Source organism: Dyadobacter sp. CY261 (assembly GCF_021440085.1).
Taxonomy (GTDB): Bacteria; Bacteroidota; Bacteroidia; order Cytophagales; family Spirosomataceae; genus Dyadobacter.
In genome coordinates this window covers 61,736-88,347 of record NZ_JAKCPW010000005.1, presented here as the reverse complement: position 1 = coordinate 88,347, position 26,612 = coordinate 61,736, and the positions used below count along the sequence as shown (strand labels likewise).

The following is a 26,612-nucleotide window of genomic DNA, read 5'->3' as shown; positions in this document are numbered from 1 at the left end:
GTTAGGTTTAGGATAAACAAGCCGCGCGTGATGTCCGCGGAAGCCTGCAAAACTAATAGAATATTCCTCAACGATGCGAACCAAATTTACCTCCTTTATCCTCTTCCTGATCTGCTTTAACAAACCATCCGTATTGCTTGCCCAGCAAGCCTGGTTCAAGCTGGATACGCTCACGGGCATTTCGGCAGGCGGCGTGAAAATGACCAATCCCTGGGGCGGGGGCCTCAACGCGTCACAGTTCCTGAAAATGCATCTGAACAACGACGCCGATGAAGATCTGGTAGTTTATGACCGGACCAATAGTAAAGTCACTACATTCCTCGCCGCGTCTGATCCGGTCCAGGCTGGTAAAAAGACATTCATACATGCTCCCTATTACGAAATATTGTTCCCGCAGGTAGATAACTGGATGATCCTAGCCGATTACAATGGCGACGGCTTCAAAGACCTTTTCGCGAGCACCTCGCTGGGTATCGTGGTGTACCAACAGGTGAAAATGGGCAATGCATGGTCGTGGAAGCAGGTGCGGGATGTTTTGTATACCAAAGGTTTTTCGGGCAATATCAATATGCAGGTGTCGGGTACCGATGTACCAGCTATTACAGATGTGGACGACGACGGCGACCTCGATTTGCTGACCTTCGATTTTTCAGGAACATACATCGAGCTCCACCAAAACCTGAGCATGGAAAAATTCGGCGTGCCCGACAGCCTGGGGACGCAGGCAAGCCCGGTTTTTCAGCGTAATGGCGACTGCTGGGGCAATTTTCACAAAGGAGATGCCGAAGATTTTGTCGTAGGTGCCGATTGTGGCGTAGTGACGGATCCGTCCAACCGGAAGGCCGCACCCGCCCGTATTTTGCACGCCGGTAACTCAATATTCTTGCACGATCTCAATGGCGACGGTACCAAGGACCTGCTCGCCGGCCACATCAGCAACGAGCACATTTCGTTCCTGCCCAATTCTGCCAAAGGGATTATCGCCAATTTCACCGGTTTTACAAACACCTATCCGGCTGTCGATCCGGTGTTGATGCATATTTTCCCGGCTGCTTTTTACGAAGATGTGGATTTTGACGGGTCGAAAGACCTTCTGATCGCGCCAAGCCTTTCGGCCAATGACGCTAATCTGACTGACTTTAAATCTTCCGGCTGGTATTATCATAACGAAGGCACCAGCGACAAGCCGGTTTTCAAACTCGTGCGGAAGAATTTCCTGCAAGACCAGATGATCGACGTCGGCGAGAATGCAGTCCCGTCGTTTTTTGATATCGATGGGGACGGCGATCTGGATATGCTCATCGGCACGGGTGGTAATCCGGTGACGAATAGTTATAAAGGAAGTATCTGGCTGTTAAAGAACAATGGCACCTCCACTGTGCCGGATTTTAGCCTGGAATCGCAGGATTATCTTGAATTGCTTTCTAAGCTTTCGGTTTACAATATCAAACCGCAATGGGCCGACTTTAATGGTGACGATGTTCCCGATCTGGGTTTCGTGGCCACTTCCACCGCTAACCTGAAACTCGAATACCGCTATATTCCCAATAAAGGCACCAATGGCACGGCGGCCCAGATTAATCTGGCGGACGCAGTAACCATCGCATTACCCACCGAACTCCAAACAGGCGATTCTCCCTATTTCTACGATGCCGACGGCGATGGCGACCTCGACTTGCTGGTAGGTAAAACGCAAGGCAATATTTACTACTATACCAACACAGGTACCAACAAGCAATATACATTCAAGCTTGAAACCGATGCATTCGCAGGTGTGGGCATCAATTTCGCAGGCCGTTTTGCTCAAATGGCCGTCACCGATTTCGATCTCGATGGCAAACCCGACCTCGCAACGGTTGATCATACCGGCACGGTCCGTGTTTTTAATAATGCCGACTGGGGCAGATGGACCGAGCGCCAGAGCTCGCTGGTGAGTGTAAATGGAAAACCCGTTGATATCAATCTGGGTAGATATCTATCTCTGGCGATTGCCGACCTGAATGGCGATAAAAAGCCGGACATAGCTATCGGCAACAATGCAGGTGGCGTGCGCTTGATGACCAACATTCTGCCGGTTTCCGTAACAGGTGTCGAGCCCGGCGATCCTGCGGAAGTGAAGGTTTTCCCTAACCCCTCGGTCGAATTTTTCAAAGTACATTCTTCGAAAACCGGTACATTCGACGTATTGACGACTGGTGGTGTGAGAATGCTTCAAAACCGCCCGATCCGCGCCAACGAGACGCAGCAAATTTCAACCGCGCAATGGCCTGCGGGACTGTATCTGGTGGAATTGCATGCAGGCAACAGCCGGGTTGTGAGGAAAGTTGTCGTGGGGGAATAGGCCGGTGAAAGTGGGAAAGACTTGCCGGAGCATCAAGTAGATACCCGGCAGAACGCCCTTACATGATAAAATTCCAAAAATATTCATGCAAGCTCTTCTGGGTGTTATCTTCCATTTCATCGGTGGCTTTGCCTCCGGCAGTTTTTATATTCCCTACAAGCAGGTCAGAGGCTGGGCCTGGGAATCTTACTGGATCGTGGGGGGGCTTTTCTCCTGGCTCATCGTTCCGCCGCTTGCCGCTTATCTGACTATTCCGGGTTATACCGAGATCATCGCTCACACCAACGGCGGGATTCTGTTCCTTACTTACTTTTTCGGCGTGCTGTGGGGTATCGGTGGCCTCACGTACGGGTTGGGTGTACGCTACCTGGGCGTTGCGCTTGGGAGTTCCATCATCCTCGGGCTCTGTTCGGTGTTCGGCGCATTAATCCCTTCTATTTATTACGAGCTCAACCCGCAGCCGGGGAAAGACACGATTTCTATCCTTTTTGGTAATGCCTGGGGGCAAATGGTTTTACTAGGATTGCTGGTTTGCGTCATAGGCATTGTCATTTGCGGCAGAGCTGGCGCGATGAAAGACGCCGATTTGCGTAAATCGGGCCATGTAGCGGCGGATAATACCGAATTTAAAATCGGCCTTGGCCTTACGGTTTCTATCATTTCCGGTATTCTCAGCGCATGTTTCGCATTCGGGATCGATGCAGGAAAAGTAATGGCTCACGAGGCGAATGAGATATGGAAGGCGGCCAATCCGGGAGAGGGCGAATTTTTGTTTCAAAACAATGTGACTTATGTTGTAATCCTCTGGGGTGGGCTAACGACCAACTTTATCTGGTGTATGCTGCTCAATGCGCGTAACAAAACCTTCGGCAACTACACCGATTCTTCGACGCCATTGCGCTCGAACTACATTTTTTCCGCTTTGGCCGGTACGACCTGGTTCCTCCAATTCTTCTTTTACGGCATGGGGGAGAGTAAGTTAGGCAACGGACCAAGCTCCTGGATCTTGCACATGGCTTTCATCATCCTCGTCGCCAACTCGTGGGGACTAGTCCTAAAAGAGTGGAAAAGCGTAAGTAAAAAGACCATCACGACCATCGTTACCGGTATTCTGGTGATTGTTCTGTCGGTACTGATCGTCGGTTATGGCAACTATTTGAAAGAATAGCCCATGAAAGCGCATTATCCGGTTGTTTTAGCAATGATGATGATGGCGGTCACGGGCTGTCAGTCCCACAATAAAAGTGATAAATTGGAAACAAACCAGCCGCAGGCAGCCGGTACTTTCGGCTACGACCTCGAATTTTTAAAGAAGCACAAGGAAACCATCGTCCTGACCGCCCCGGACAATCCCGACGCAAAAGCCCTCATCAACCCGGCCTTTCAAGGCAGGGTGATGACCAGCACGGCTACGGGAGACGCAGGCAATAGCTACGGCTGGATCAACTACAAACTTATTGAAAGCGGCGAGTACCAACCGCATATGAATGGCTTTGGCGGAGAAGAACGCTTCTGGCTCTCGCCAGAGGGCGGGCAGTTTTCGGTGTATTTCAAGAAAGGACAAACTTTTGACTTTGAAAACTGGCAAACGCCGGCATTGATCGATACGGTTTCCTATAAAGTGGTGGGATCGGATGCGAGCTCGGTACAGTTTCAGGTGAATGCAATGATCGAGAATTATTCCGGGCGCATGTTCGTGATCGAGATTAACCGTAAAATTCAAATGCTGACCAAGGAAAATATGGCCGATCTGCTCGATTTACCCGCATTGGAAAATGTAAAGGCAGTGGCTTACCGTTCCACAAATTCCGTGACTAACAAGGACGCCGAATGGAAACCTGAAACCGGTATGCTGGGCATCTGGCTGCTAGGCATGTTCCGGCCATCGGATCAGACGACCATCATCGCGCCATTTTCAAAAGCATTGTCCGAAAAGCCACTTATTACCGATGATTATTTTGGCAAAATACCTTCTAGAAGACTGGTGATCAAAGACTCGACACTATTTCTTAAAGCCGACGGCAAGCACCGCAGCAAGATCGGCATCGCACCCAGATCTGCAAGGAATGTAGCAGGCAGCTACGACGCCGAAAAAGGCATTCTGACGATCATCCAATACGACCTCGATCCCCAGGGCCATTACATGAAATCGACCTGGGAGCTGCATAAGGACCCTTATAACGGCGATGCATTAAATGCCTATAATGATGGCAAACTGGCCGATGGTTCACAAATGGGCCCATTTTACGAGCTTGAATCAAACTCGTCCGTAAAAGCACTGAAGGAGGGAGAATCCATCAACCACCGCCAAAGCACATTCCATTTCGAAGGCGATAAAGCCGCATTGAACAGCATCGCCCAAAAAGTGCTAGGAGTAGATATTGACCTAATCGGAGAAATTTTTAAATAAAAGCATGATAGGGCAGGATAGTTGAGGAAGAGTCTGTACAGATATTTACATACCGATGCCAAGAATTTATTGGATATATCGGGGCGATATTGTAGACCGCTGACTATTCCTGATCCTGTGAAAAATTCAGAACGTTTATCCGAAAGCTATCTGATCACACGCTGGCAGCAGTTTTGTGCAGGGGACAAAAGCGCATTCGGAGAGCTCACCGAAGCGAATTACCCGGCGCTCTACCACTATGGCACCCGCTTCACCACCGACCGTGACCTGATTAAAGACTGCCTGCAAGACCTTTTCCTGGAAATTTGGGAAAAACGCGAAACGCTATCTTACATTGGCGCTATTAAGCCTTACCTCTTTCAATCTTTACGGAATAACATCATTCGCCGCATTCGCAGGCAATCGGTGTTTTCCGATATCCGCGACGACGATGTCCAGGACGATATCTCCCCCGAATCTGACTGGATTGTTCAGGAAACAGATCAACTCACAAGTCAGCTCCTTAAACAAGCCATCGAAGCGCTGCCCAAACGTCAGAAAGAAGCCCTCTACCTCAAATACTACGAAAACCTGTCCTATGAAGAGATCGCGGCCGTGATGGGTCTGCAACGGCAAGCTGTGGCCAATTATCTTCAATACGGCATACAGAAACTCCGCGACTACTGGCAGCATACCGCTATTTTGTTCGCATTATGTGCCGAAATTTCCTGGCATTAAAAAAACGGAAAATATTTTAGGAACCCATGGGTACTATTTGCAAGTGAGCTACTCATCGTATTGAAGCAAATAGTTAAATAAATTCCATGAATAGTTATAGTCACTTCCAAATGAAGGATTGGCTCGATAACTCAGCATTTCAACGCTGGGTGTACCACGGCGAACGCGAGGAATTCTGGCGGGGGATCATCGAAAGTTATCCTGAGCAGACGGCCAACATAGAGCAAGCCAGGAAAATTCTGTTGGCCGTGCGCGGTCAATTGGATGTGCTGCCCGAGTCGGAAGTGAAGCAGCGGGTGAACGAGATCCTGAATGCAATACCTGATGAGCTGTCACATGCACTGCCCTGGTGGAGAAGCAACTGGCTCAAATTGGCGGCTATGCTTTTGCTTGCCTTGGGAATTGTAACTGCATTGTTCCGTGAACGGGAAAATCTGCAAACATTCGTTGCCAACCTCCGCAGTCCGGAAAAGCCGACATCGATTGAAGTTCATAATCAAACCCTTACATTCCAGCTCGTGAACCTGCCCGACGGCAGTTCGGTAGTGCTCAAAAAGAATGCGCGGATTACGTATCCGGCGGTTTTTGCCACAAACCATCGGGAAGTAACGCTTCGGGGCGAGGCGTTTTTTGAAGTAGTCAAAAATCCTCAGCAGCCGTTCCTGGTGTACGCAGGCTCGATGGTGACAAAGGTCAAGGGAACGAGTTTCAGCATTAAAGCCAATGACGGGGACGAGGACGTGGAGTTGGTGGTCAAAACTGGTATAGTGGAAGTATCAGCCCTGGAAGATGAACCGGCAAGCAGGGTTTTAAAACATAAGAAGCTGATTTTGAAACCGAACGAGCAAGTTACTTTCAATCGTAAAAGTTTAAATATGACAACCAAAACGGTCCAGAAACCGGTATTACTCAACTTGCCGGTCGAAAACCAGGATTTCGAATTCAGGCGAACGCCGCTGGCCGATGTGTTTGCCGCTTTGGAACAAACCTATGGAATCAGCATTCAGTTTGATGCTAAAAAGATTTCGCATTGCACCCTCACGGCGAAGCTGGGCGATGAGCCGATGCACGAAAAGCTCGATCTCATCTGCGCAGTCGTAAATGCGCGGTATGAAACGCGCGGCAGCGTGGTGTCCGTTACGTCGGAAGGCTGCGAGTAGCTTATACTAAACCTTTTTATTTATGGGAAAACATTACAAGGAGGTCAGTCTGCGGATCATGAAAATCAGCATTGTCCCGTGTTTGCTTTGGATGCTCGGTATGCAGCTTTCGCTGGCAAAGGATCTGCGTGCGCAGGAGATTTTGAGTCAGCGTATAAGTATATCCGTTACTGAAATGGATATGGAGAAAGTGTTGGAAAAAATAGAGGGCCAAACCAAGGTCAGGTTCATTTACAGCGCCGAGGTGATCCACGCCGATCGCAAGGTTACACTCGATTCGCAGAACCAGCGGCTCGATACCGTGCTCGAAACGTTGCTCGGTCCTCTGGGCATTGAATACAAGGTTTCGAAAAAAACCATATTGCTCAGAAAGGCGGAGAAGAAAACATCATTAAAAACCGACGCAAATGAAGCCCTCGCTCCCCAGGGGGCCGACCGTGAAATTACCGGCAAAGTGCTCGACGAAAAAGGAGAGCCAATTCCCGGCGCTAGTGTTGTCGTGAAGGGGACGACCGTCGGCACTTCCACGAACATTGAGGGTGTTTATCAGCTAGCGGTGCCGGAGGACAAGAATGTGTTGATATTCAGTTTCGTGGGTTATATCAGTCAGGAAATTACGATCGGTAATACCACAAATCTGGACGTTGCCTTGAAAGTCGATGAAAAAGCATTGGAAGAGGTGGTCATCGTGGGTTTTGGCGAGCAGAAAAAGGTGTCAGTGACCGGCTCGGTGTCGTCGGTTACGTCGGAAGTATTACAGCAGAGTTCATCAGCAAGCTTGGCCAACTCTTTGTCGGGGCGCTTACCGGGCCTGACCTCCATTCAATCGGGTGGGGGCCAGCCGGGACGCGATGACGCCACCATGTACCTCCGCGGTGCCGCTACCACCAATGGCCGCAGCCCGCTGATCCTCATCGACGGCGTGCCGCGCGACAATATCCGCACACTCGACGCCAACGAAGTTGCAACTGTTTCAATTTTGAAAGATGCTTCTGCAACCGCTGTTTTTGGGGTCAGGGGCGCGAATGGGGTGATTTTGATCACCACCAAACGCGGTAGTGCGGGCAAAAATGAACTGACGATCAGTGCGGAACAAAGCTATTCGTCTTTTACCCGCGAGCCCGAACGCCTGCATTCGCTGGAATATATGGCATTACGCAACGAAGCATCGAAAAATGACGGCATTACACCCTTACCTTTTTCAGAAGAAGTAATGGCCAAATATGCCAACCCGCTCGCCGGCCTCGATCCGAACGATCCTGAATATGCCAAAAAGGCGATGGTCCGAAAATACATTTATCCCGACCACGACTATTACCGCGAATACATCTCGCGCTACGCACCGCAAACGCGCGTGAACATGAATGTAACCGGCGGCACCGACAAGGTTTCCTATTTTGTGAACGGGGGCTATCTGCATCAGGGTGGTAACCTTAATACCCAACAGAAATCGGTGCTGGGTTATGACCCGGCCGCTAAAATGGACCGTTACAGCTTCCGCGCCAACCTCGATTATAAGGTCACCAACTCGCTGAAATCATTCCTGAACATTGGTAGCTACATCGAGCAGGTGAATATGCCCGCCGCCTGGCTCTATGGCGACAACGACACCGGCTGGATGATGAGCGACCTCATTTACCAAGCCCAGACCATCCTGCCCATCACACCCGGCCCGACCACTATCGAAGGCTTCGGTGTCGCACCGGGCCAAATCGTCGACCCTGGTTATATGGACCGTTCGGCATTCGAGATTATGAATCGGATGGGTGCCCGCAACGAGGTGCGCTCGAACCTGAATGCCTCTTTCGGTGCCGAATGGGATCTCAGTAATGTTGTTACAAAAGGGCTGAGCCTGAAAGGTATGCTTTCGTACGATTCCAAGGCCACCACGGCCATGCAGAGCAAAAAATCGGAACGGTTGTACCTGGCTGAAATAGATATGGCGAAGGACCAGCTGAGTTATGCGATAAAGCGCTCGGACGAAACGCTGCTGAGCCTTTCGAAAAGTGCCGACTCGCGTTACAATATCAATATGCAGGGTTCTATCAATTATGCGCGTGTTTTCGGAGGAAAGCACGATGTGACGGGAATGATCCTCGGCCAGCGCGATACCTGGGAATCGATCAATGGCGAAATTCCCTTTAATGTGCTTGGCGTGGCTGCACGCGCTACCTATGGCTACGACGAGCGTTATCTGGCCGAGGTCAATATGGGTTACAATGGATCGGAGCAGTTCGCACCGGGGCATCGTTATGGTTTCTTTCCAGCATTCTCGGCAGGCTGGGTGATCAGCAATGAGAACTTCCTCAAAAATAACCGCTACATCACCAATCTGAAACTGCGGGCATCGTATGGCAAGGTAGGTAACGATAAAATGGGTAGCGCACGGTTTCTTTACCAGAGCGATATTACCCTCGGGAGTAGCGGGCCGTTGGGTAGTCTGGGTTTAGGGCAAACGATTAACCAGGGGCTTCTCGGAAACCCAAACATTACCTGGGAAATCGCCAAAAAGCAGAATTATGGTCTGGATTTGCAGATTCTTCGCGATCTAAGCCTTTCGGTGGATGTATTCAAAGAGCGCCGCAGCAACATCCTGATCTCGCGGGGAACAGTGCCCGAATTTCAGGGAGTTCCACTGAATGCGATTCCGAAGGTGAATATGGGGCTTGTGGATAACAAGGGTTTTGAAATCGAGTTGTCGTACAACAAAGCGTTTTCGAAGGATTTCAGGTTGATGGTTTCCGGAAACTATGGGTATAATCACAACACGGTGAAGTTCCTCGACGAATCGGCCCGGGACGAAACCTATGCTTACCGCTACCGCTCCACAGGTTTTTCGCTCAACCAGTCCTGGGGGTACAAGATCGATTATGGCAATGGAAATGGGTATTTTAATTCGAAAGAGGAACTGGACAGTTATCTCAAAACCACCACTTATGGTTTCGGAGAGCCGCGTGTAGGGGATTTTAAATACATGGACCTTAACAAAGACGGCATCGTCAACGACAAGGACCAGGCACCGATCGGCTATTCCAACATTCCCCGTGTGATCTACGGCCTATCGCTCACCTTCGAATATAAGGGTTTCGACCTCACGACTTTCTTTCAGGGTGTAGGTAAATATTCGAGCAATTACCAGCAGCAGGGTGTGTACGAATACATTATCCGCGGGACTTATTTCGATTACCACAAGTCGGCGTGGACGCCCGAACGCTATGCGGCTGGTGAGAAGATCACCTATCCCGCCCTCAGCACCCACAGCAACACCAACCACAATGCGAATGACTTCTTCGTCATGGACCGCTCATTTACGCGCCTGAAAAACCTGGTGCTTGGTTACACCCTGCCTGCGGGTTCACTAAAAGCAGTCGGGGTAAGCAAAATGCGGGTTTATGTGAGCGCCCAGAACTATTTCACCTGGGATCACCTGAGAATGGGGCATCTCGATCCCGAGAACGATGCTTCGCTGGGATACCCGGTTACCAAAATGGCCAATTTCGGTTTGAACATCACTTTCTAACGAGCGACCTATGAAACTGAGACCTTTACTATTTGCATTCATGCTCGTGGCGCTCTCCGTCACTTCCTGCAAGGACGCACTCGACATGGCACCCGACGGCAAGCTGACGATGGATGAAATCTTTGCCGACAACGACAAAACAGGCGCTTTCCTGAACAGTTGTTACAGCAATATCCCGGTTAAAGGCACGCGCTATTTCTTCTGGAGCCGTGGGCCGGTCAATTGGAGCGACGAATCGTGGGATACCGACGCGGAAGCCGAATCGTGGATCATGTCGGGACGTATGTACAATGGCGATGCTTCCGCGGGAAACCATCCGATCACTAATATCAGCGCCGAGGCCGGTAATGGGGAATACTGGGCCCGCTATTGGAGCGCGATCCGCAACTGCACGCTATTCATCAGCCGCATTGGCGATGCGACCGTGCGCAACCCTGCCGACCGCGCCCGCTGGAAAGCCGAGGCCCATTTGCTCCGTGCCTATTATTATTCCGAACTGTTGAAATGGTTCGGTGGTGTGTTGCCGATCGAGCGCGAACCTTATGACTTCCAGCAAGACTTTTCGACGGTCACCCGCGCCAGTTATTACGAGGTGGTCAAATTCATCATGGAAGATTGCGACGTGGCATTGAACACGGCCGAGCTTCCCTGGCGCATTACCACCGACAGCGAAGGCGGCCGGGTCAACAAGGCCATGGCGGAGGCGATCAAGTCCAAGATGATCTTGTTTGCAGCCAGCCCTTTGAACAATGGGGGCCAGGATTATTGGCAGGAAGCTTACCAGGTCAATAAAGCGTCATTGGAAAACCTTCGGGCCAATGGTTATGAGTTGTACAATAAAGTAAATCTGCCCCAAACCTATCTCTCGGATGTGGCATTTCTCGGGCCGGACAAGAATGAGAAAACGGCGCTTTACAACGAGTATTTCACCCAAACCATGAAATACGCGCCGAATCCGGTAGACAAGGAAACCATTTATCAGAGCCGCGAAAACCAGGGCAATATCTGGAATATTGATGGCATTGGTTCGCAGGACGGTTATAAGTCCGGCACATGCCCCACACAAGAGCTGGTAGATGCATACGAAACCATTGACGGTCAACCGATACTCGATTTGGACAAACCCTATTTGGACGAGCAGCATTTGCGACCCAATTACAATGCTGCCAACAAAACCTACGATCAGAAAAACCCGTACGCCAAACGCGACCCGCGCTTTTATGCCTCCATTTATTACAACGGTTCTAAAAGAAAGGCCATGTGGAATTTTGCCGAAGCGCCGGAGTCGGTGGAAAACTATCCTGCGCCCATTGGCAACCGCACGCGTGTGATCGCTACCTATAAGAATGAACCGCAAACGGGCATCCACCCGAGCACGCGACGGGCGACGCGAACAGGTTATTATGAAAGGAAATTTCTGCATCCTAATTCGGGTGGTGACAATCCCATTGCCGGTGCTAACTGGAAACTCTTCCGCCTGGGCGAAGTGATCCTGAACTTTGCCGAAGCCGCTGCCGAGGCAGGACAACTGGCCGATGCTGCAAAAGCCGTAAACGAAATCCGTACCCGTGCCGGAATGCCGGTATTACCCACATCGCTTTCAAAGGCAGAACTGGTCAAACGAATCCGTGCCGAGCGACGTGTAGAGCTGGCCATGGAAGAAAACCGCTATTTCGACCTGCGTCGCTGGTCGAAGCCTACGGACGATCTTGCGAATACCGATCGCTGGGTAACCGCGATGGAAATCACCCGCAATGCCGACGATTCTTTCGCCTACGCCCGCAGGACAGTGCGTGGAACCGAGCGCAAGAACTACACCAACAAATTCCTGTGGGTACCCATTCCGCTGAACGAGGCCAACCGCCTCCGCTCGATCACCGGGGCCGACTGGCAGAATGCGGGTTGGTAAAATCAATAGTTTCAAGATTCACATCTTCAAGGATTATGATACATTTTATCAAATCGAAAATAATACCGGTGCTGGTTTATCTCGTGGCCGCATTGCAGGTCCACGCGCAGGAGGTTGCCGGAACGGCCACTGGTGTCGTGCGCAACGAATTTGGCCAGCCGCTCGCGGGCGTCACGATCCTCTCCGAAAATGGCCGGAACGGGACAGCCACCAATATCAAAGGTGAGTTTACCATGACTGTCGACGACGGCAGCAATGCGCTGGTATTTTCGCTTTACGGTTATGGCAACCAAAAAGTGGCTGTTTCCGACAAACCTGAAATGGAAGTGCGGCTTAAATGGGACGCGCACAAAAACGACGAAGTGGTACAACTTGGCTACACTTCCCAGCTTCGTAGCGAACTCTCGGGCGCGGTGTCGACGGTGAATGGCGAGGAACTTGAAAAATCGCCCGTCGCCAACCTGACGCAAACCCTCGCGGGCCGGCTTTCGGGACTTACTACCCAGGAGGCATTCTCGGAACTATCGCGTGCGACAACGAATCTGTCTGTCCGCGGCCTTTCCGCGGCGCGCACGAATGGCCCGCTCGTGATCATTGATGGCATTATGAATGCATACAACAGTAACCAGACAATGGAATACATCACCGCCAATGAAATCGAATCCATTACTGTGCTGAAAGATGCTTCAGCACAGGCGCTTTACGGCATTCAGGGAGCAAATGGCTTGTTGGTGATCACCACCAAACGTGGCCGGAGAGGCCCTCTGCAGATCAAAACACGCTTCGACCAGTCGATGCAGGAGGTGACAACCAAACCCGCATTCTACAATGCTGCCGAATATGCCGAAATGCGGAACCAGGCGGCATTGAATGACGGCCTGGGCGCGAATTATCTTTTTAGTCCACAGCAGATCGATGGTTACAGGTCTGGGCAGAACCCCGATTTGTATCCCAACAACAATTGGTATAAGCGCTATCTCAAAGATTTCGCAACCATGCAGCGCGCGAGCGTGAACGTCACAGGCGGAAACGACAAGGTGCAGTTTTTCTCGAATATCAATTTCATGCACCAGGGGGGCTATTTCAGAACCGACCAGACGCGCTATGATCCCAATGCGAACAACATCTGGGTCAACTACCGCTCTAATATAGACATGAGCCTGAACCGTTACCTGAAAGCATTCATCCGCCTCGCGGGTAATGTAAAGCGGGAACGTACGCCTGCGGGCGCGAGCAATGAAGCCGTGTATGCAAGCATTTTCCAGATTCCGCCGACCGTATACGGCCCGGTGACCCCGTCGACCATGAGCCCTTCCGGTGAAATTCTCGATCCCGGCGGCAAGGTCATTACCACCGAGAGGGTAGAATCGCCGACCTATGGTATGCTTAACCGCACAGGCTATACACGGCACACTGTTACCAATATCGTGTCGCAGTTCGGTCTTGCCCTGGACATGGGTTTTCTTACAAAAGGTCTTAACCTGACAGGCACATTGGCCTATCAGACCAATTCGGTGGGAAGCCTTTCCACCAAGCAGGATTATGAACGCTGGGTGCAAACTGGTGATTCGGCTTTGACTTTTACTAAAAAAGGAGCGCAGAACGATACGCCGCTGGCCTATTCCAAGGGGCATTCCTACTATTATCATCTCACCTATAATGTCGCGATGAACTACAAGCGCGATTTTGGCAGGCATCGGGTAGGGGCGATGGGCTATATGTTTTACCAGAACCTCACGAAAGCCGATAATTCGTCGCCCGGATTGTTACCCTACAACCGCATTAGTTCAGGTTTCGAAGCTTCGTATGGCTTCGATAACCGTTATCTGGTGAAGTTTGATGTGGGTTATTCGGGCTCCGAGCAATATGCCCGGAATGTACGGTACACCACCACACCGGCAGTTTCGGCAGCCTGGGTGATTTCAAATGAGGCGTTTCTAAATAGCAATGCATTCCTGACCAATCTGAAACTGCGCGCTTCCTATGGAAAAACGGCGAACGACCAAAGTGGCCTGATGCGTTTCGCGTACCTCGACAACGTGACCGTCAAAGGCGGTGGGCCGATCGGCTCGCTGCAATACCTGGTTGAGGAAGGGCAAGTAGGCAATCCTGCCATTCGCGCGGAAATTTCGAAGAAACAGAACTTCGGGATTGACTTGGGATTGTTCAATGCGATTTCCCTTTCCGTGGATGTGTTTAAAGAGCGGACGGATAATATGGTAGTTGGCGCATTGTCGACGATCCCACTTTACCAGGGTATTCCTTTGGAAAATTATCCTAAAATCAATGCGGGGATTTTCGAGAACAAAGGCGTGGATATTAATCTGGGTTATGCCAAAATGTTTACCAAGGACTTCTCCGTACGGGCCGGTTTAATGCTGAGTTATGCTAAAAACAAGATCATCAGTTGGAACGAGGCGCGCAAAACCGAGGACTATGTTTACCGCAAATGGGAGGAAGGATATGCTTTCGGACAGATGTTTGGCTATCAGGTCGATTACAGCAATGGAAACGGATTCTTCAACTCTCAGCAGGAAATCGACGCCAGCAATCTCGAATACAGCTTCGGCACCCCGCGCCCCGGCGACCTGCGCTATCAAGACCTGAACAGTGACGGTAAAATTGACGAGCGCGACAAGGCACCCGTCGGTACCGGGATCGTTCCGACCGTGATTTACGGCATTTCGGCGGGCGTTACCTACAAGAACTTCGATCTCAGCGTGCTCTTCCAGGGAGTAGGCAATTATTCGATGATGTACGGCGGGACAGGCGTCTTCGAAACCGATTACGACGGTGTTTTTGGCGATTTACATCGCAATGCCTGGACGCCTGAACGGTATGCAGCCGGTGGGAAGATCACGTCGCCGGCATTGTCGCTGGCCCGGACTGTCAACCACGAGGCGAGTGATTATTATCTGTACGACCGATCCTATGTGCGGCTCAAAAATGTGGAACTGTCGTACACGCTGCCGCTCGCAATGTCAAAGGTGATACGCGCCGATAAAGTGCGGCTGTTGGTAAGCGGGCAAAACCTCATCACATGGGACAAGATGAAATCCGGCGATTTTGGGCCCGAGGGTGCAGGTTACCTGGCTTTTCCAGCTTACCGGGTTTACAATGCGGGTATCAGTATGACTTTTTAAAACAGGTTTTTAGATATGAAAAAATATAAAATATTGCTGCTGAATTTCGCGGTAGCCGCCTTGCTGGCTGCCTGCAACGAGCAGCTTGACCTGCCCAGCGACGGCCGCATTACGATGGATCAGGTTTTTAGCGACTACAACCGGACACGCGGCTACCTCAATTCCTGCTACGGTTTCGTTCCGAAACCCTACATGGACAGGGCTTCTTTTACGGACGAGGCCCAGGACGCCGACGACATTACGCCGGGCTCGCGCTACATCGTCTGGTACGGAGGAAATGTGACTTCCACCACCTACGGCAAGAACTCAGCTGACGGCAATCCGTGGGGAGATTTGTATGAGGGCATCCGCAAATGCAATGTGTTTATAGAGAATATAAAAACAGCCCCCGTGTATGCAAGCGACGGTGAAAAGGCGGCCTGGACAGCCCAGGCGCATACATTGCGGGCATTGTATTATCTGCAACTCATCAAGCGGTATGGTGGCGTTCCCATTTTTAATAAGCCGCTTGAAATCGGCCATGATTTCTCGACCGACAAACGTGCGACATTTTCGGAGGTGGTCACCTTTATTCTCTCGGATTGTGACAAAGCATTATCGTACCCCGCAACGCGGGATGGTTTGCCCTGGGAAATTTATGATAATCAATATGGGATTATGACGCGGGCGGTGGCTTATGCTATCAAAAGTCAGGCGGTAACTTACGCGGCTTCTCCGCTTTGGAGCGATGGGACTTACACCTGGGCAAAAGCAACGGAGGTTAACGCCGAGGCATTGTCCCAATGCCTTGCTAACGGGTACAGGCTATTCGATGAAAAACCAGCGGCCAGCATTGCTCAAAACGCTTACGCGCTGTATTTCTTCACCAGTTCGAACGACCAGCGCGCTACCGATAAAGAAACAATTTACCATGCCGGAGATCCCATGCAGATTTGGCGGTATGCAGGCATGCCGACCAATCCTGGTATGGACCGAACCGGTCCCTGCCCGACGCAGGACCTCGTAGACGCCTACGAAATGGCGAACGGCGAAGCGCCCATTACCGGCTATTCCGATGAGAGCAGGACGTTTCCTATCATCAATACCAAATCAGGATACAAAGAAGACGAACCCTATGCAGGCCGTGACCCACGCTTTTATGCTTCCATTTATTACAATGGGGCGGTAAGGAATCTCGACCAGCCAAGTGGGAAGAAAGTAGAGACATTTGTGGGTGGTGCAGAGGAGATTTCGGATATCAACCGAAAGCATACGCGTACGGGCTATTATCTGCGTAAGTTCAACAACTTCCGATCGGGGCAGAACAATGACGCCGATGGAGCGATACGACTGCTCAGGCTTGCGGAGCTTTACCTGAATTTCGCGGAATCGGCTTACCAGTCGGCAGGACCGGATGTGGCGGTGAAGGCGGGGAGTTTCTCCATGTCGGCGCGGGACGCGGTAAATGCCGTCCGGACGCGTGCCGGGATGCCGGGCTTTCCGCTGGGTATGGGTAAAGATGCATTTGAGAAAAAATACCGCAACGAGCGGCGTGTCGAACTGGCTTTTGAAGAACACCGCTTTTTCGATGTACGCCGATGGAAAGTGCTCGATCAGACGGATCGTTTTGTGACAGGCATGCGCATTACCAAAAGCGGTTCCAATTTTGTCTACAAACGCTTCAAATTCCAGAACCGGAATGCTTTCTCGGACAAGTATTTAATGTATCCGATCGACCAGAGCGAGGTGGATAAGATTATTGGGCTGTCGGGGGTGGACTGGCAGAATCCTGGCTGGCTGGATTGACGGTGAGAGGCAGTCGCAGTTCCCCCGCCGTTGTTGATGAAAACACCGACAAGTCACCAACAATTGTGTAATGACATGTCGTAAAAACCTATACGAATGCAAAAATACATAACGCTATATCTTATAATAATACTTTTGGCCATGACACGTACTGTGCAGGCGCAGCCGCTTGCTGGTACGGACGACCTCGGCCGGACTTTACCACAAAACAATGCAGTGGGCGATCCGAAAGCGAACAGGCAAGTGGGAATGTTCTATTTCCTCTGGCATGATGTTGCCCCGGCCAAAGCCTGGGATTTAAACGAGATTGTGTCCAAGCACCCTGAAGTGCTCGAAGACTTTGACAACCCGCATTGGGGCGGCGATCCGAAGAATCTGGGCATGTATTATTGGGGCCAGCCTATTTATGGTTATTACAAAGCAGACGACTATTGGGTACACCTCCGCAGCGTTCAGCTTCTGGCCGACGCGGGCGTAGATTTCCTGGTCATCGACGCCACCAACCGTTTGACCTATCCCAAACAGGCCGATGTGCTCATGAAAGCCATGGACGCAGTGCGCGCCCAAGGCCGAAAAGCTCCTAAAATTGTGTTTTACACCAACACACAATCCGGCGAAACCATGCAGGAAGCTTATGATATGTTTTACAAAGAAGGTGCACCATACCGCCATCCCGATTGCTGGTATTTGCTCGACGGCAAGCCGCTTATCATCGGTATTACGAGTGAAGCCAAAGGCAAAAATTTTGAATCCTTTTTCAGATTCCGCGAATCGCAATGGCCGACCGAGACGCAGAAGGAAAATGGCTGGCCGTGGATTTCGTTCACCCGGCCGCAGAAGGTACATTATAATACAAAAGGGGAAGGTGAGATCATCAATGTGTCCGTTGCTCAGCACCCCAACCCTACGGCCGGGATGGGCGGTTCGGCATTCTATGGCAATATGGAAAACTGGGGTCGAAGCTATCGCAAGGGCTCACATGGTGATCCCAAGAAGGATATTGCTTATGGCTATAATGTGCGGGAGCAATGGGATTTTGCTATTAAACAAAACACCCCGTTTATCTACGTCACCGGCTGGAATGAATGGATCGCCGGTAAATTTCCAAGCCACGACAAGAACCCCGAACATTCCTGGTTTTGCGATCAGGCCAGCCCGGAATACAGCCGGGATATTGAACCTTCGTTGACGGCCGGTTTGAAAGATCATTACTATATGCAGCTGGTAAGCAACGTGCGCCGGTACAAAGGCGTGGAGGCAAACCCTTCCATTGGCCCAGCTCAAACCATCAAAAAGCTCGATGACTGGAAAGCCATAGAAGTGACCTACCGAGACTACACCGGCGACACGCAGGAACGCAACCACCCAGGCGCGCAAACAGAGCCTGCGCATGTATATGTGAACAAAACTGGCAGGAACGACTTCGATCAACTGAAAGTGGCGCACGATAGTAAAAATCTCTATTTCTATGCGCAAACTGCCGCTGAAATTAGTCCCAATTCCGGCGATAACTGGATGCGCCTCTACCTTGATACCGACCGAAAACCGAATACTGGCTGGAAGGGATACGATTACCGTGTTGTGGCGGGCAATACTTTGCAGCAATACCGCGCCGGCAACTGGCATGATGTGAAAAAAGTGGCTTACCAGGTTCAGGGCATTGGAATGATGGTCACTATTCCGCGCGCTTACCTCACCAATTTGAAGGCACCCTTAAATATGGAATTCAAGTGGTCGGATAATATGCAGGAGGATGGTAACCCGCTGGATTGGTATGTGAACGGGGACGTTGCGCCTGGGGGTAGGTTTAATTTTGTGGTAAATGAATGAATTGTCTGTGTTGGGTATCATCCCAGCAATGTCTTACGGTGCTCAGCACCTGATTTACTCTACCACGATAATTTCTACAAACATTATGGAGCTCTGCCCCTTCATTCAAGGCGATCAGGGCGCATAATGCCCGGTGCAGCGCACCGAAATATTTGTAGCCGCAGTATCATGGTGGCATCTATTGCGTATTAATATTTGAACCAATGAATTTGAAATACAGCCAGGTCTCGTGGATGTTCCTTTTGGGATTTCTTTGTACCGATACGTTCGCCCAAAACTACTCCGCCGAAGTAACCGCCACCGACGCGGTAGGCCGGAAATTGCCTGATCACAGTCAGGCCGGTGATTTGAAAGGGGACAAATTCGTAGGCCTTTTCTATTGGACCTGGCATACGCAGCAAGCCAAAAACAATCCGCCACTGAACGTCATAGAATACCTCGCCCGCTACCCGAAAGCAATCCATGATTTCAAAAATCCGGTTTGGCCGAAGCGAAACAGCCCGTGGTTCTGGGCCGAGCCGCTGTTTGGTTATTATGTTGATACCGACGAATGGGTGCTCCGGAAACATGCCGAAATGCTGGCCGATGCAGGTGTAGACATGATCATTTTCGATTGTACCAATGGCAATCTCACCTGGAAGGAGTCATATATAAAGCTATGTGAGGTTTTTACACAAGCACGAAAGGACGGAGTTAAAACGCCACAAATCGCATTTATGCTACCGTTCTGGGTGACGGATGGTGGAAAGGAGATTATCCGCGAAATTTATCGCGACCTTTATAAGCCTGCCAAATATAAGGATTTATGGTTTATGTGGAAAGGGAAACCGTTCATTATGGCAGATCCCGCATTTACCGAGACCATCAAAGGTCAGCCTGTGCAGATGGAACTGGAAAGGGAAATGCGTGAATTCTTCACGTTTCGCCCAGGCCAGCCGGTTTATAATAAAGGTCCGGAAAAACCCGACCATTGGGGATGGCTGGAAATTTTTCCGCAACACGGTTTTAAAAAGAATGCCGACGGCACTTTTGAGCAAGCGACTGTGGGCGTGGCGCAAAACTGGACCAAGGAACGTGGCCTGACCGCATTGAATGCGACCGGCTCCTTCGGTCGCAGTTATACCCACGCCAAAGGCCATATTACCGAGCCTGGTGCGGTGAATTACGGTCATAATTTTCAGGAGCAATGGGACAGGGCCTTAGAGATTAACCCGGAACTTGTATTTATTACAGGCTGGAACGAATGGATCGCCGGCCGCTACGACGTGTGGCAGCAGCAAACCAACGCATTTCCAGACGAATTCGATCAGGAAGGAAGCCGCGACATTGAGCCGATGAAAGGAGGGCATGGCGATAACTATTATTATCAAATGGCCGCCAACATCCGTCGTTTTAAGGGATTGCCTGCGCCGAAACCTGTTTCAGCATCTGTATCTATCAAAATTGACGGACAGTTCCGCGAATGGAATAAGGTTACCCCCGTATTCGAAGCGCATAAGGGCAGCACCGTTCACAGGAACAGTCCTGGCTGGGGGAGTATGGTATATCGCAATAATACCGGGCGCAACGACATTGTGCTATCCAAAATGGCACGGGATCAGGAGCACATCTATTTTTATGTGGAAACAGCGCAAGCCCTTACACCCCGGACCGATGCGGGGTGGATGCGGCTTTTTATCGATATCGACCGTGACAAGAATACGGGTTGGGAGGGCTACGACTTTGTAATAAACCGCCTTAATCCAGGTCAGAAAGCCATTATTGAAAAGACCGACGCGGGCTGGAACTGGCAAAAAGCGGGCGAGGTGGCATATGCCGTTTCCAAAAACGGGCTGGAAATCAAAGTTCCTAAATCCGTATTCAGCATTGACGGTGAGCCAAACTTCGAATTTAAATGGAGTGATAATATGCAGGACGACGGAGAGGTGATGGATTTCTGGTTGAATGGGGATGCGGCGCCAGGTGGGCGGGGGAATTACTGGTACAAGGCAGGATCTAATTAAAATCCTGACAATCATAGTAAAATAACATAATGAACAGGTTTATTACCATTATATATCCTGAACCTTGCTTTTCCTCCTGAACGTATGGTGACAATCCGATGCACAGTCAAAACCGGTCTGGCTATGCTGACCGCCTCTCTGCTGTTCCACGCACAAAGTTGTAAACCTCCCCAAAATAAACCCGGTAATAATGTAACGGTCGCCACTGCGGTCCAGCAGACGCCGACGGACATTTACGCCGAGCATGTCCGGACCAGCAGTTTCAAAACACCGGAAGAGGAGCGACTGAGTTTTGTGTTGCCCGAGGGTTTCGAAGTGACATTATTTGCTTCTGAACCGGATATCACCAAGCCGATGAATATGGAATTCGATGATCGCGGAAGGCTGTGGGTAACGCAATCGTCGGAATATCCCGTGGCGGCGGGCACCAGTGACGGGACAGACCGCATCACGATTCTGGAAGACAAGAATGGCGACGGCCGGGCAGATGTTTTCACCCACTTTGATGACAACCTCAACATCCCGATCGGTATCATGCCGGTTGCAGATGGTGCCGTTGCATACAGCATTCCCAATCTCTATCATTTCAAAGACAACGATAACGACGGCAAAGCAGACACCCGAAAAATCTTGCTTAGCGGCTTTGGGCATAAGGATACGCACGGGATGGTAAACAACCTCATGCGGGGATACGATGGCTGGCTGCATGTATGTCACGGGTTTTCCAATGTGTCGGTGGTTGCGGGGACGGACGGCGATTCGATCCGGATGACTTCCGGGAATACTTTCAGGGTAAAAATGGATGGCAGCCATGTGGAGCAAACCACTTTCGGGCGCGTCAACCCTTTTGGTTATGCATATGATGAGAAGGGTTTTTTGTATTCGGTGGATTGCCATACAAAACCTATTACGCAACTCATTTTCGGCGGGGAGTATCCGCATTTTGGTAAAAAAACACCTGTCGGGCTTGGTTTCGCTCCGGCGATGATGACTTATGATCTGGGTTCAACTGCATTGGCTGGGCTTGTTTATTACACGGGAACCCAATTCCCGGCCAAATACCGTAACAGCTTTTTCACGGGAGATGTGGTTACCTGCCGTATCGACCGAAACACAATCACATTCAATGGTTCTACACCTTCCTCTAAAAAGGAAGAGCCATTGCTGGTAAGCAAAGATCCGTGGTTCAGGCCCGTAGATATCAAGGTGGGGCCAGATGGCGCTTTATACATCGCCGATTTTTACAACCGTATTATCGGGCATTATGAGGTCGCGTTGAACCATCCGGGGCGCGACAGGGTAAGCGGGCGAATCTGGAAAGTAACCTATACAGGTACCGAACAACATGAAAACCTGCCCGTTACTGACTGGTCGAAAGCCACATTAGAGCAATTGTTGAACGGGTTGAAACATCCCCAGCTCAATACCCGGTTGAAGGTAGCCGACCGGCTTGTGGATACGTGGAAAGGGAAGGCAGTCGGCCCGGCGAAAGGTCTTCTGACACAAAACGCAACCGATCCGACTTCCTATGTGCATGTATTATGGATACTGCACCGGCTCGGGGTGCTGGATGACAGATTGCTTGATAATGCGTTAAAGCATAATGAGTTGGACGTGAGGATACATGCGCTACGCATTTTGAATGAGCGAGAAACCCTTTCAGAAGGACATTACAGGCAGGTTGCCGAAGCATTGAAGAGCACCGATCCGTTTCTACAGCGCATGGCAGCGGAAGTGCTGACACACTTCCCAAAATCGGAGAATCTCGCATTGCTGATGGATCTTTACGAAAGAACACCGCAGGAAGATACCCATTTGCGTTACACGGCCCTGCTCGGTGTTCGGGATAATCTCAAAAATCCGAGTGTGGTGTGGCGCCTTCCGGCTATGCAATGGAACGATCGCCAGATGTCCTTGCTCAACAGAGCATTGCTCGATATTCCTTCTTCGGCTGGTGCAGCATTCATACTTGATTATACACTTACGCATGAGCTGGACCAGAAAGACCTTTTGAATAATCTTGAATACATCGGGCGGCTGGCAGCGCCTTATCAGGTCGAAAAAGCAATCGATCTGATCGACGTGAGATTTATAAATGAACCTGAGACGCAGCTTTCGCTTTTCCGGACGATCCAGGCGGGAGTAAGGCAGAGCGGGGCATCGCCGAGCCCGAAAATGGTGGCATGGGGCGAGCGCCTGGCCGGAAAGTTCTTAAATAACATTTCTGCCGAAACCGATAGCTGGAAGATCAGGAGGGTTGTCAAAAGTGCTGATCCCGTTAACTCGTGGACCGTTTCGGAGCGGTTCCTGGTGGATGTAATGCCTGCTTTCCATATCATTTTAAGTGAGAAGGGAGGTTATATCCCGCAGTCGGCACTGTACTCGGTGCCATTTCAACTGCCGGAAACGTTGAAAATGAATGTTTTTGACAATGATGTACATAACAGGGCGGATAAAAAAGGTGTTTCTAAAAACTCTGTGAAAATACGGCTGGCGGAAAGCGGTAAGGTCGTTGCTGAATACAGGGTCAATCAGACGGAACCAATGCGGTACAAGGACCTTATCCGGAATGCGACGTTCAATCTGTCGGCCTATGCGGGTCAAATGGGTTATATCGAGGCGGTAGACAGTTCACAGACCGGCTCCGTCGGAATCGGTCAGTTTGAACCCGCGGTGGTGGCCATTCCTGAAAAGGGTCCCTCTACCACTTCCGACCAGCGCATAGCGGCAGCGGAAATTGCCGGAGAGTATCGGATAGTATCCCTGGAACCGTCGCTTCGCTCCGTTTTGCAAGCGAAATGGATGGATTACTCAGTTCGAAGCGCAGCGGCAGGGGCCTTAATGAATATCGATCCTCAGAATAATGTGAATGTGCTGTCGGATGTTTTCAATGACCCGGCGGAGTTGCCGACATTACGGGAGAAGTTGGTTGTAGCGATGGGACAAGCAGCGTCGCCTTCGGTTTATGAGAATTTGAAAAAGCAACTGGCAAGCGGCGCACGGAATCTTCAGATTGTGATCGCCTCAGTGCTCGCTAATACATCGGAGGGCATCGGTTATTTGTTAAGCGCATTCAAAGATGAGGAGCTGGGCGCGGATATCGCTGCGGAGATTTCCGTTCAGGAACGTCTTACCACCAATGCGGATGCAAGCCAGCAGACGCAAATGCGGGAATTACTTGCCACCGGCGCAAACGAACGGGCAGAACGCCAGAAGCTGATCGATGCACGCATTGCCAATTTCAAGCCGGCGACAGCTTTTTCGGACGCCGGCAAAGTGGTTTTTGTGCAGAATTGCGGTGGTTGTCATCAGATTCAGGGCTCCGGCGGGCTAGTGGGACCTCAGCTTGACGGTATCGGAAACTGGGGCCACAAAGCATTAACCCAAAAAATCCTTGACCCCAACAGGAATATAACTGAGGCATTTCGTACTTATACTATCACATTGAAAAATGATAAGACCCTTACCGGCTTATACCGCCGGACCGAAGGCGAAACAATGGTGTTCGCGGACATGGCGGGGCAGGAGTTTGCTGTTGTAAAAAGCGATATAAAGGAATACCGGGCTTCTAAATACACTTTGATGCCCGACCAGTTCCGTAATATCATTCCGGAAAAGGACTTTTATGCATTGCTGGACTATCTGCTGGGGGTAAAATAATAGTTTTAAGTATTAATCCTAACCCATAAACCTGATGATTTTGACCGGAAGAGTTTTGAGATGGCTTTGTTTAATCAACATAATCGTCCTAACAGGATCTAGTGTTTCAGCGCAGACAAAAGCGAAAGGCGGATCGGCCACCACTTTCAAAAAGACCGAATTGACCAAAAAATTCATTGCAGAAGGAGCCGCGATGGGCGATGTCAATAAAGACGGTAAAAAAGATATTCTTTCCGGAGCCTACTGGTTCGAGGCACCGTCCTGGAAGGCGCACGAGCTGGCCAAACCGGATTCGTTCATCGTTAATGGCAGTTACAGCGATTCTTTCCTGGATTTCGCAATGGATGTGAACCAGGACGGGTGGATCGACCTGATCCGTATCGACTGGCCGGGCAAAGCAGCTGCCTGGCATGAAAACCCACAAAACAAGCCAGGCCATTGGCCGATGCATACCATCTATTCATCCGTTGGAAACGAGTCGCCACAACTGGTGGATATCGACGGTGACGGTCGGCCGGATCTGCTTTGCAACGATCCGACGGGTAAAAAAGTGATCTGGTTGAAATCTCCTTCGAAAAAGGGGGAAACGACCTGGGAGAAATACGTCATCAGCAACGATCCGAACAATTCAACGCATATGTACACACACGGGATTGGTTATGGCGATATTAATGGCGATGGACGCAAGGACGTGCTGGTCAGAAACGGCTGGTGGGAGGGACCTGCGGAAGGCCCGGCCAAATATCCCAAGGATAAAGACTGGAAATTTCATCCGGCCGATCTGGGGCAGGATTGCTCACAGATGTATGTGCTGGATCTGAATGGCGACGGATTGAACGACGTCCTGAGCGCCTCCGCTCACAACTATGGCATCTGGTGGCATGAGCAGAAAATGGAAGGAAAAGAGACTGTCTGGATCCATCACGACATCGATAAAACCATATCTCAAACGCATGGTTTGACATTGAAGGACCTTAATGGCGACGGGCATCCCGACTTTATTACCGGTAAGCGCTATTTCGCACACAATGGTAACGATCCGGGCGAATTCGAGCCCGCATTCATTTCGTGGTTTGAATACAAGCCAGGCAAGGTCCCGACCTGGCTCCGGCACGATATTGATGACAACTCGGGTGTAGGCTTACACGTTACCGTGGAAGACTTGAATGGCGATGGACTGCTGGACATTGTCACCGGCAACAAAAAAGGCGTACGCATTTTCACACAGCAAAAAGGGAAGTAAACATCAATGAAGTTCGGTATCAATACCTACCTGTTTTCTTCACCATTCACGAACGAAAGCACCTCTTATTTTCCTCAGTTTAAAGATTGGGGCTTCGATTTTGTAGAGATAGCGTTGGAGGATCCTGCGAATATTGATCCGCAACTGGTTAGGAAAGCACTGGACGAAGCAGGACTGGAATGCAGGTCGGTATGTGCGGCGACAGGTCCGGGGCGTGACTTGCGTGGCACGCGGAAAGACCAGGTAACGGCGATCGAGTATGTGGAGGCGCTTATCCGCATCGCACCTGTGCTGGGTAGCAAGCTGATTGCCGGTCCGATTTACTCGGCCGTTGGCAGGGCCGAGCTGGTACCCGACGACGAGAAGCGAAAACAGTGGGAACTTGTTGTGAATAATCTTAAAGTGCTCACTGATTTTGCAACAATGCACGGCGTAAAGCTTGCTATTGAGCCTCTTAATCGTTATGAGACCGATTTTATCAATACGTGTGATCAGGCTCTGCGTATGATCGAAGACGTAGGCAGCAACGCATTGCAAGTACATCTGGATACTTTTCATATGAACCTGGAAGAAAAAGACCCGGCCCTTGCCATCAAAAAAGCCGGTAACAAGCTAGGTCTTCTGCATGCATCTGGTAGCGACCGTGGTACACCCGGTAATGACCAGATCAACTGGGACCGCATTTTCGCTGCATTGGATCGCATCCATTACCAAGGCGATATCGTCATCGAATCTTTTACGCCGGATGTAAAAGTTATAGCCAAAGCAGCTTCCATTTGGCGGCAAGTGGAGCCTTCGCGAGAAGCGATTGCTGTTGACGGGCTGCGGTTTTTGCGGTCGCTGGCGTTTTAGCTCGTGGATCATTCGGTTGGTGCCATTGCACAGTCAACC

14 protein-coding genes are annotated in these 26,612 nt (G+C 50.5%); all 14 read left to right on the top strand.

Going from position 1 to position 26,612, the window contains the following annotated elements; genetic code table 11:
• The first annotated feature begins 73 nt into the window (after positions 1–73).
• The 14 genes from LZD49_RS15430 to LZD49_RS15365 all read left to right on the top strand — a co-directional run bounded on the left by LZD49_RS15430 (position 74) and on the right by LZD49_RS15365 (position 26,573).
• Positions 74–2,341, top strand: a complete 2,268-nt coding sequence (locus LZD49_RS15430) for a T9SS type A sorting domain-containing protein (RefSeq protein WP_234668473.1) — start codon at positions 74–76, stop codon at positions 2,339–2,341.
• A gap of 85 nt (positions 2,342–2,426) precedes the next feature.
• The gene (gene rhaT, locus LZD49_RS15425; RefSeq protein WP_234668472.1) at positions 2,427–3,509 is read left to right on the top strand and encodes an L-rhamnose/proton symporter RhaT; all 1,083 of its coding nucleotides are present in this window, start codon (positions 2,427–2,429) and stop codon (positions 3,507–3,509) included.
• Between the two features lie 3 nt (positions 3,510–3,512).
• Positions 3,513–4,751 (top strand): DUF6786 family protein, encoded by a 1,239-nt coding sequence (locus LZD49_RS15420; protein ID WP_234668471.1) that lies wholly within the window; start codon positions 3,513–3,515, stop codon positions 4,749–4,751.
• Between the two features lie 117 nt (positions 4,752–4,868).
• Entirely contained in the window at positions 4,869–5,468 is a 600-nt protein-coding gene (locus LZD49_RS15415) for an RNA polymerase sigma factor (protein ID WP_234668470.1), read from the top strand.
• An 86-nt stretch (positions 5,469–5,554) separates the two neighbouring features.
• Complete coding sequence (locus LZD49_RS15410; RefSeq protein ID WP_234668469.1) at positions 5,555–6,628, top strand: FecR family protein; 1,074 nt, start codon at positions 5,555–5,557, stop codon at positions 6,626–6,628.
• A gap of 22 nt (positions 6,629–6,650) precedes the next feature.
• Positions 6,651–10,148: a TonB-dependent receptor gene (locus tag LZD49_RS15405; RefSeq protein WP_234668468.1), complete on the top strand. Its 3,498-nt coding sequence runs from the start codon at positions 6,651–6,653 to the stop codon at positions 10,146–10,148.
• A 10-nt stretch (positions 10,149–10,158) separates the two neighbouring features.
• Positions 10,159–12,057 carry a RagB/SusD family nutrient uptake outer membrane protein gene (locus LZD49_RS15400; protein ID WP_234668467.1) on the top strand — a complete coding sequence of 633 codons (1,899 nt, stop codon included), beginning with the start codon at positions 10,159–10,161 and terminating at the stop codon, positions 12,055–12,057.
• A gap of 35 nt (positions 12,058–12,092) precedes the next feature.
• The gene (locus tag LZD49_RS15395; RefSeq protein WP_234668466.1) at positions 12,093–15,200 is read left to right on the top strand and encodes a SusC/RagA family TonB-linked outer membrane protein; all 3,108 of its coding nucleotides are present in this window, start codon (positions 12,093–12,095) and stop codon (positions 15,198–15,200) included.
• Between the two features lie 15 nt (positions 15,201–15,215).
• On the top strand, positions 15,216–16,985 hold the full coding sequence (locus tag LZD49_RS15390; RefSeq protein ID WP_234668465.1) for a RagB/SusD family nutrient uptake outer membrane protein: 1,770 nt from the start codon (positions 15,216–15,218) through the stop codon (positions 16,983–16,985).
• Positions 16,986–17,126: 141 nt separating this feature from the next.
• Positions 17,127–18,815: a hypothetical protein gene (locus tag LZD49_RS15385; protein ID WP_234668464.1), complete on the top strand. Its 1,689-nt coding sequence runs from the start codon at positions 17,127–17,129 to the stop codon at positions 18,813–18,815.
• A 203-nt stretch (positions 18,816–19,018) separates the two neighbouring features.
• Complete coding sequence (locus tag LZD49_RS15380) at positions 19,019–20,818, top strand: hypothetical protein (RefSeq protein ID WP_234668463.1); 1,800 nt, start codon at positions 19,019–19,021, stop codon at positions 20,816–20,818.
• Between the two features lie 123 nt (positions 20,819–20,941).
• Positions 20,942–24,478, top strand: coding sequence for a PVC-type heme-binding CxxCH protein (locus LZD49_RS15375; protein WP_234668462.1), 3,537 nt, complete (start codon positions 20,942–20,944; stop codon positions 24,476–24,478).
• 160 nt (positions 24,479–24,638) lie between these two features.
• Positions 24,639–25,721: a VCBS repeat-containing protein gene (locus tag LZD49_RS15370; protein ID WP_234668461.1), complete on the top strand. Its 1,083-nt coding sequence runs from the start codon at positions 24,639–24,641 to the stop codon at positions 25,719–25,721.
• 6 nt (positions 25,722–25,727) lie between these two features.
• Entirely contained in the window at positions 25,728–26,573 is an 846-nt protein-coding gene (locus LZD49_RS15365) for a sugar phosphate isomerase/epimerase (protein WP_234668460.1), read from the top strand.
• Positions 26,574–26,612: the final 39 nt, after the last annotated feature.

Coding starts and splice junctions, on each gene's coding strand:
- rhaT (WP_234668472.1), top strand. CDS start 2,427: ATGCAAGCTCTTCTGGGTGTTATCTTCCATTTCATCGGTGGCTTTGCC.
- LZD49_RS15400 (WP_234668467.1), top strand. CDS start 10,159: ATGAAACTGAGACCTTTACTATTTGCATTCATGCTCGTGGCGCTCTCC.
- LZD49_RS15375 (WP_234668462.1), top strand. CDS start 20,942: ATGCTGACCGCCTCTCTGCTGTTCCACGCACAAAGTTGTAAACCTCCC.
- LZD49_RS15385 (WP_234668464.1), top strand. CDS start 17,127: ATGACACGTACTGTGCAGGCGCAGCCGCTTGCTGGTACGGACGACCTC.
- LZD49_RS15405 (WP_234668468.1), top strand. CDS start 6,651: ATGGGAAAACATTACAAGGAGGTCAGTCTGCGGATCATGAAAATCAGC.
- LZD49_RS15410 (WP_234668469.1), top strand. CDS start 5,555: ATGAATAGTTATAGTCACTTCCAAATGAAGGATTGGCTCGATAACTCA.
- LZD49_RS15380 (WP_234668463.1), top strand. CDS start 19,019: ATGAATTTGAAATACAGCCAGGTCTCGTGGATGTTCCTTTTGGGATTT.
- LZD49_RS15420 (WP_234668471.1), top strand. CDS start 3,513: ATGAAAGCGCATTATCCGGTTGTTTTAGCAATGATGATGATGGCGGTC.
- LZD49_RS15390 (WP_234668465.1), top strand. CDS start 15,216: ATGAAAAAATATAAAATATTGCTGCTGAATTTCGCGGTAGCCGCCTTG.
- LZD49_RS15365 (WP_234668460.1), top strand. CDS start 25,728: ATGAAGTTCGGTATCAATACCTACCTGTTTTCTTCACCATTCACGAAC.
- LZD49_RS15430 (WP_234668473.1), top strand. CDS start 74: ATGCGAACCAAATTTACCTCCTTTATCCTCTTCCTGATCTGCTTTAAC.
- LZD49_RS15395 (WP_234668466.1), top strand. CDS start 12,093: ATGATACATTTTATCAAATCGAAAATAATACCGGTGCTGGTTTATCTC.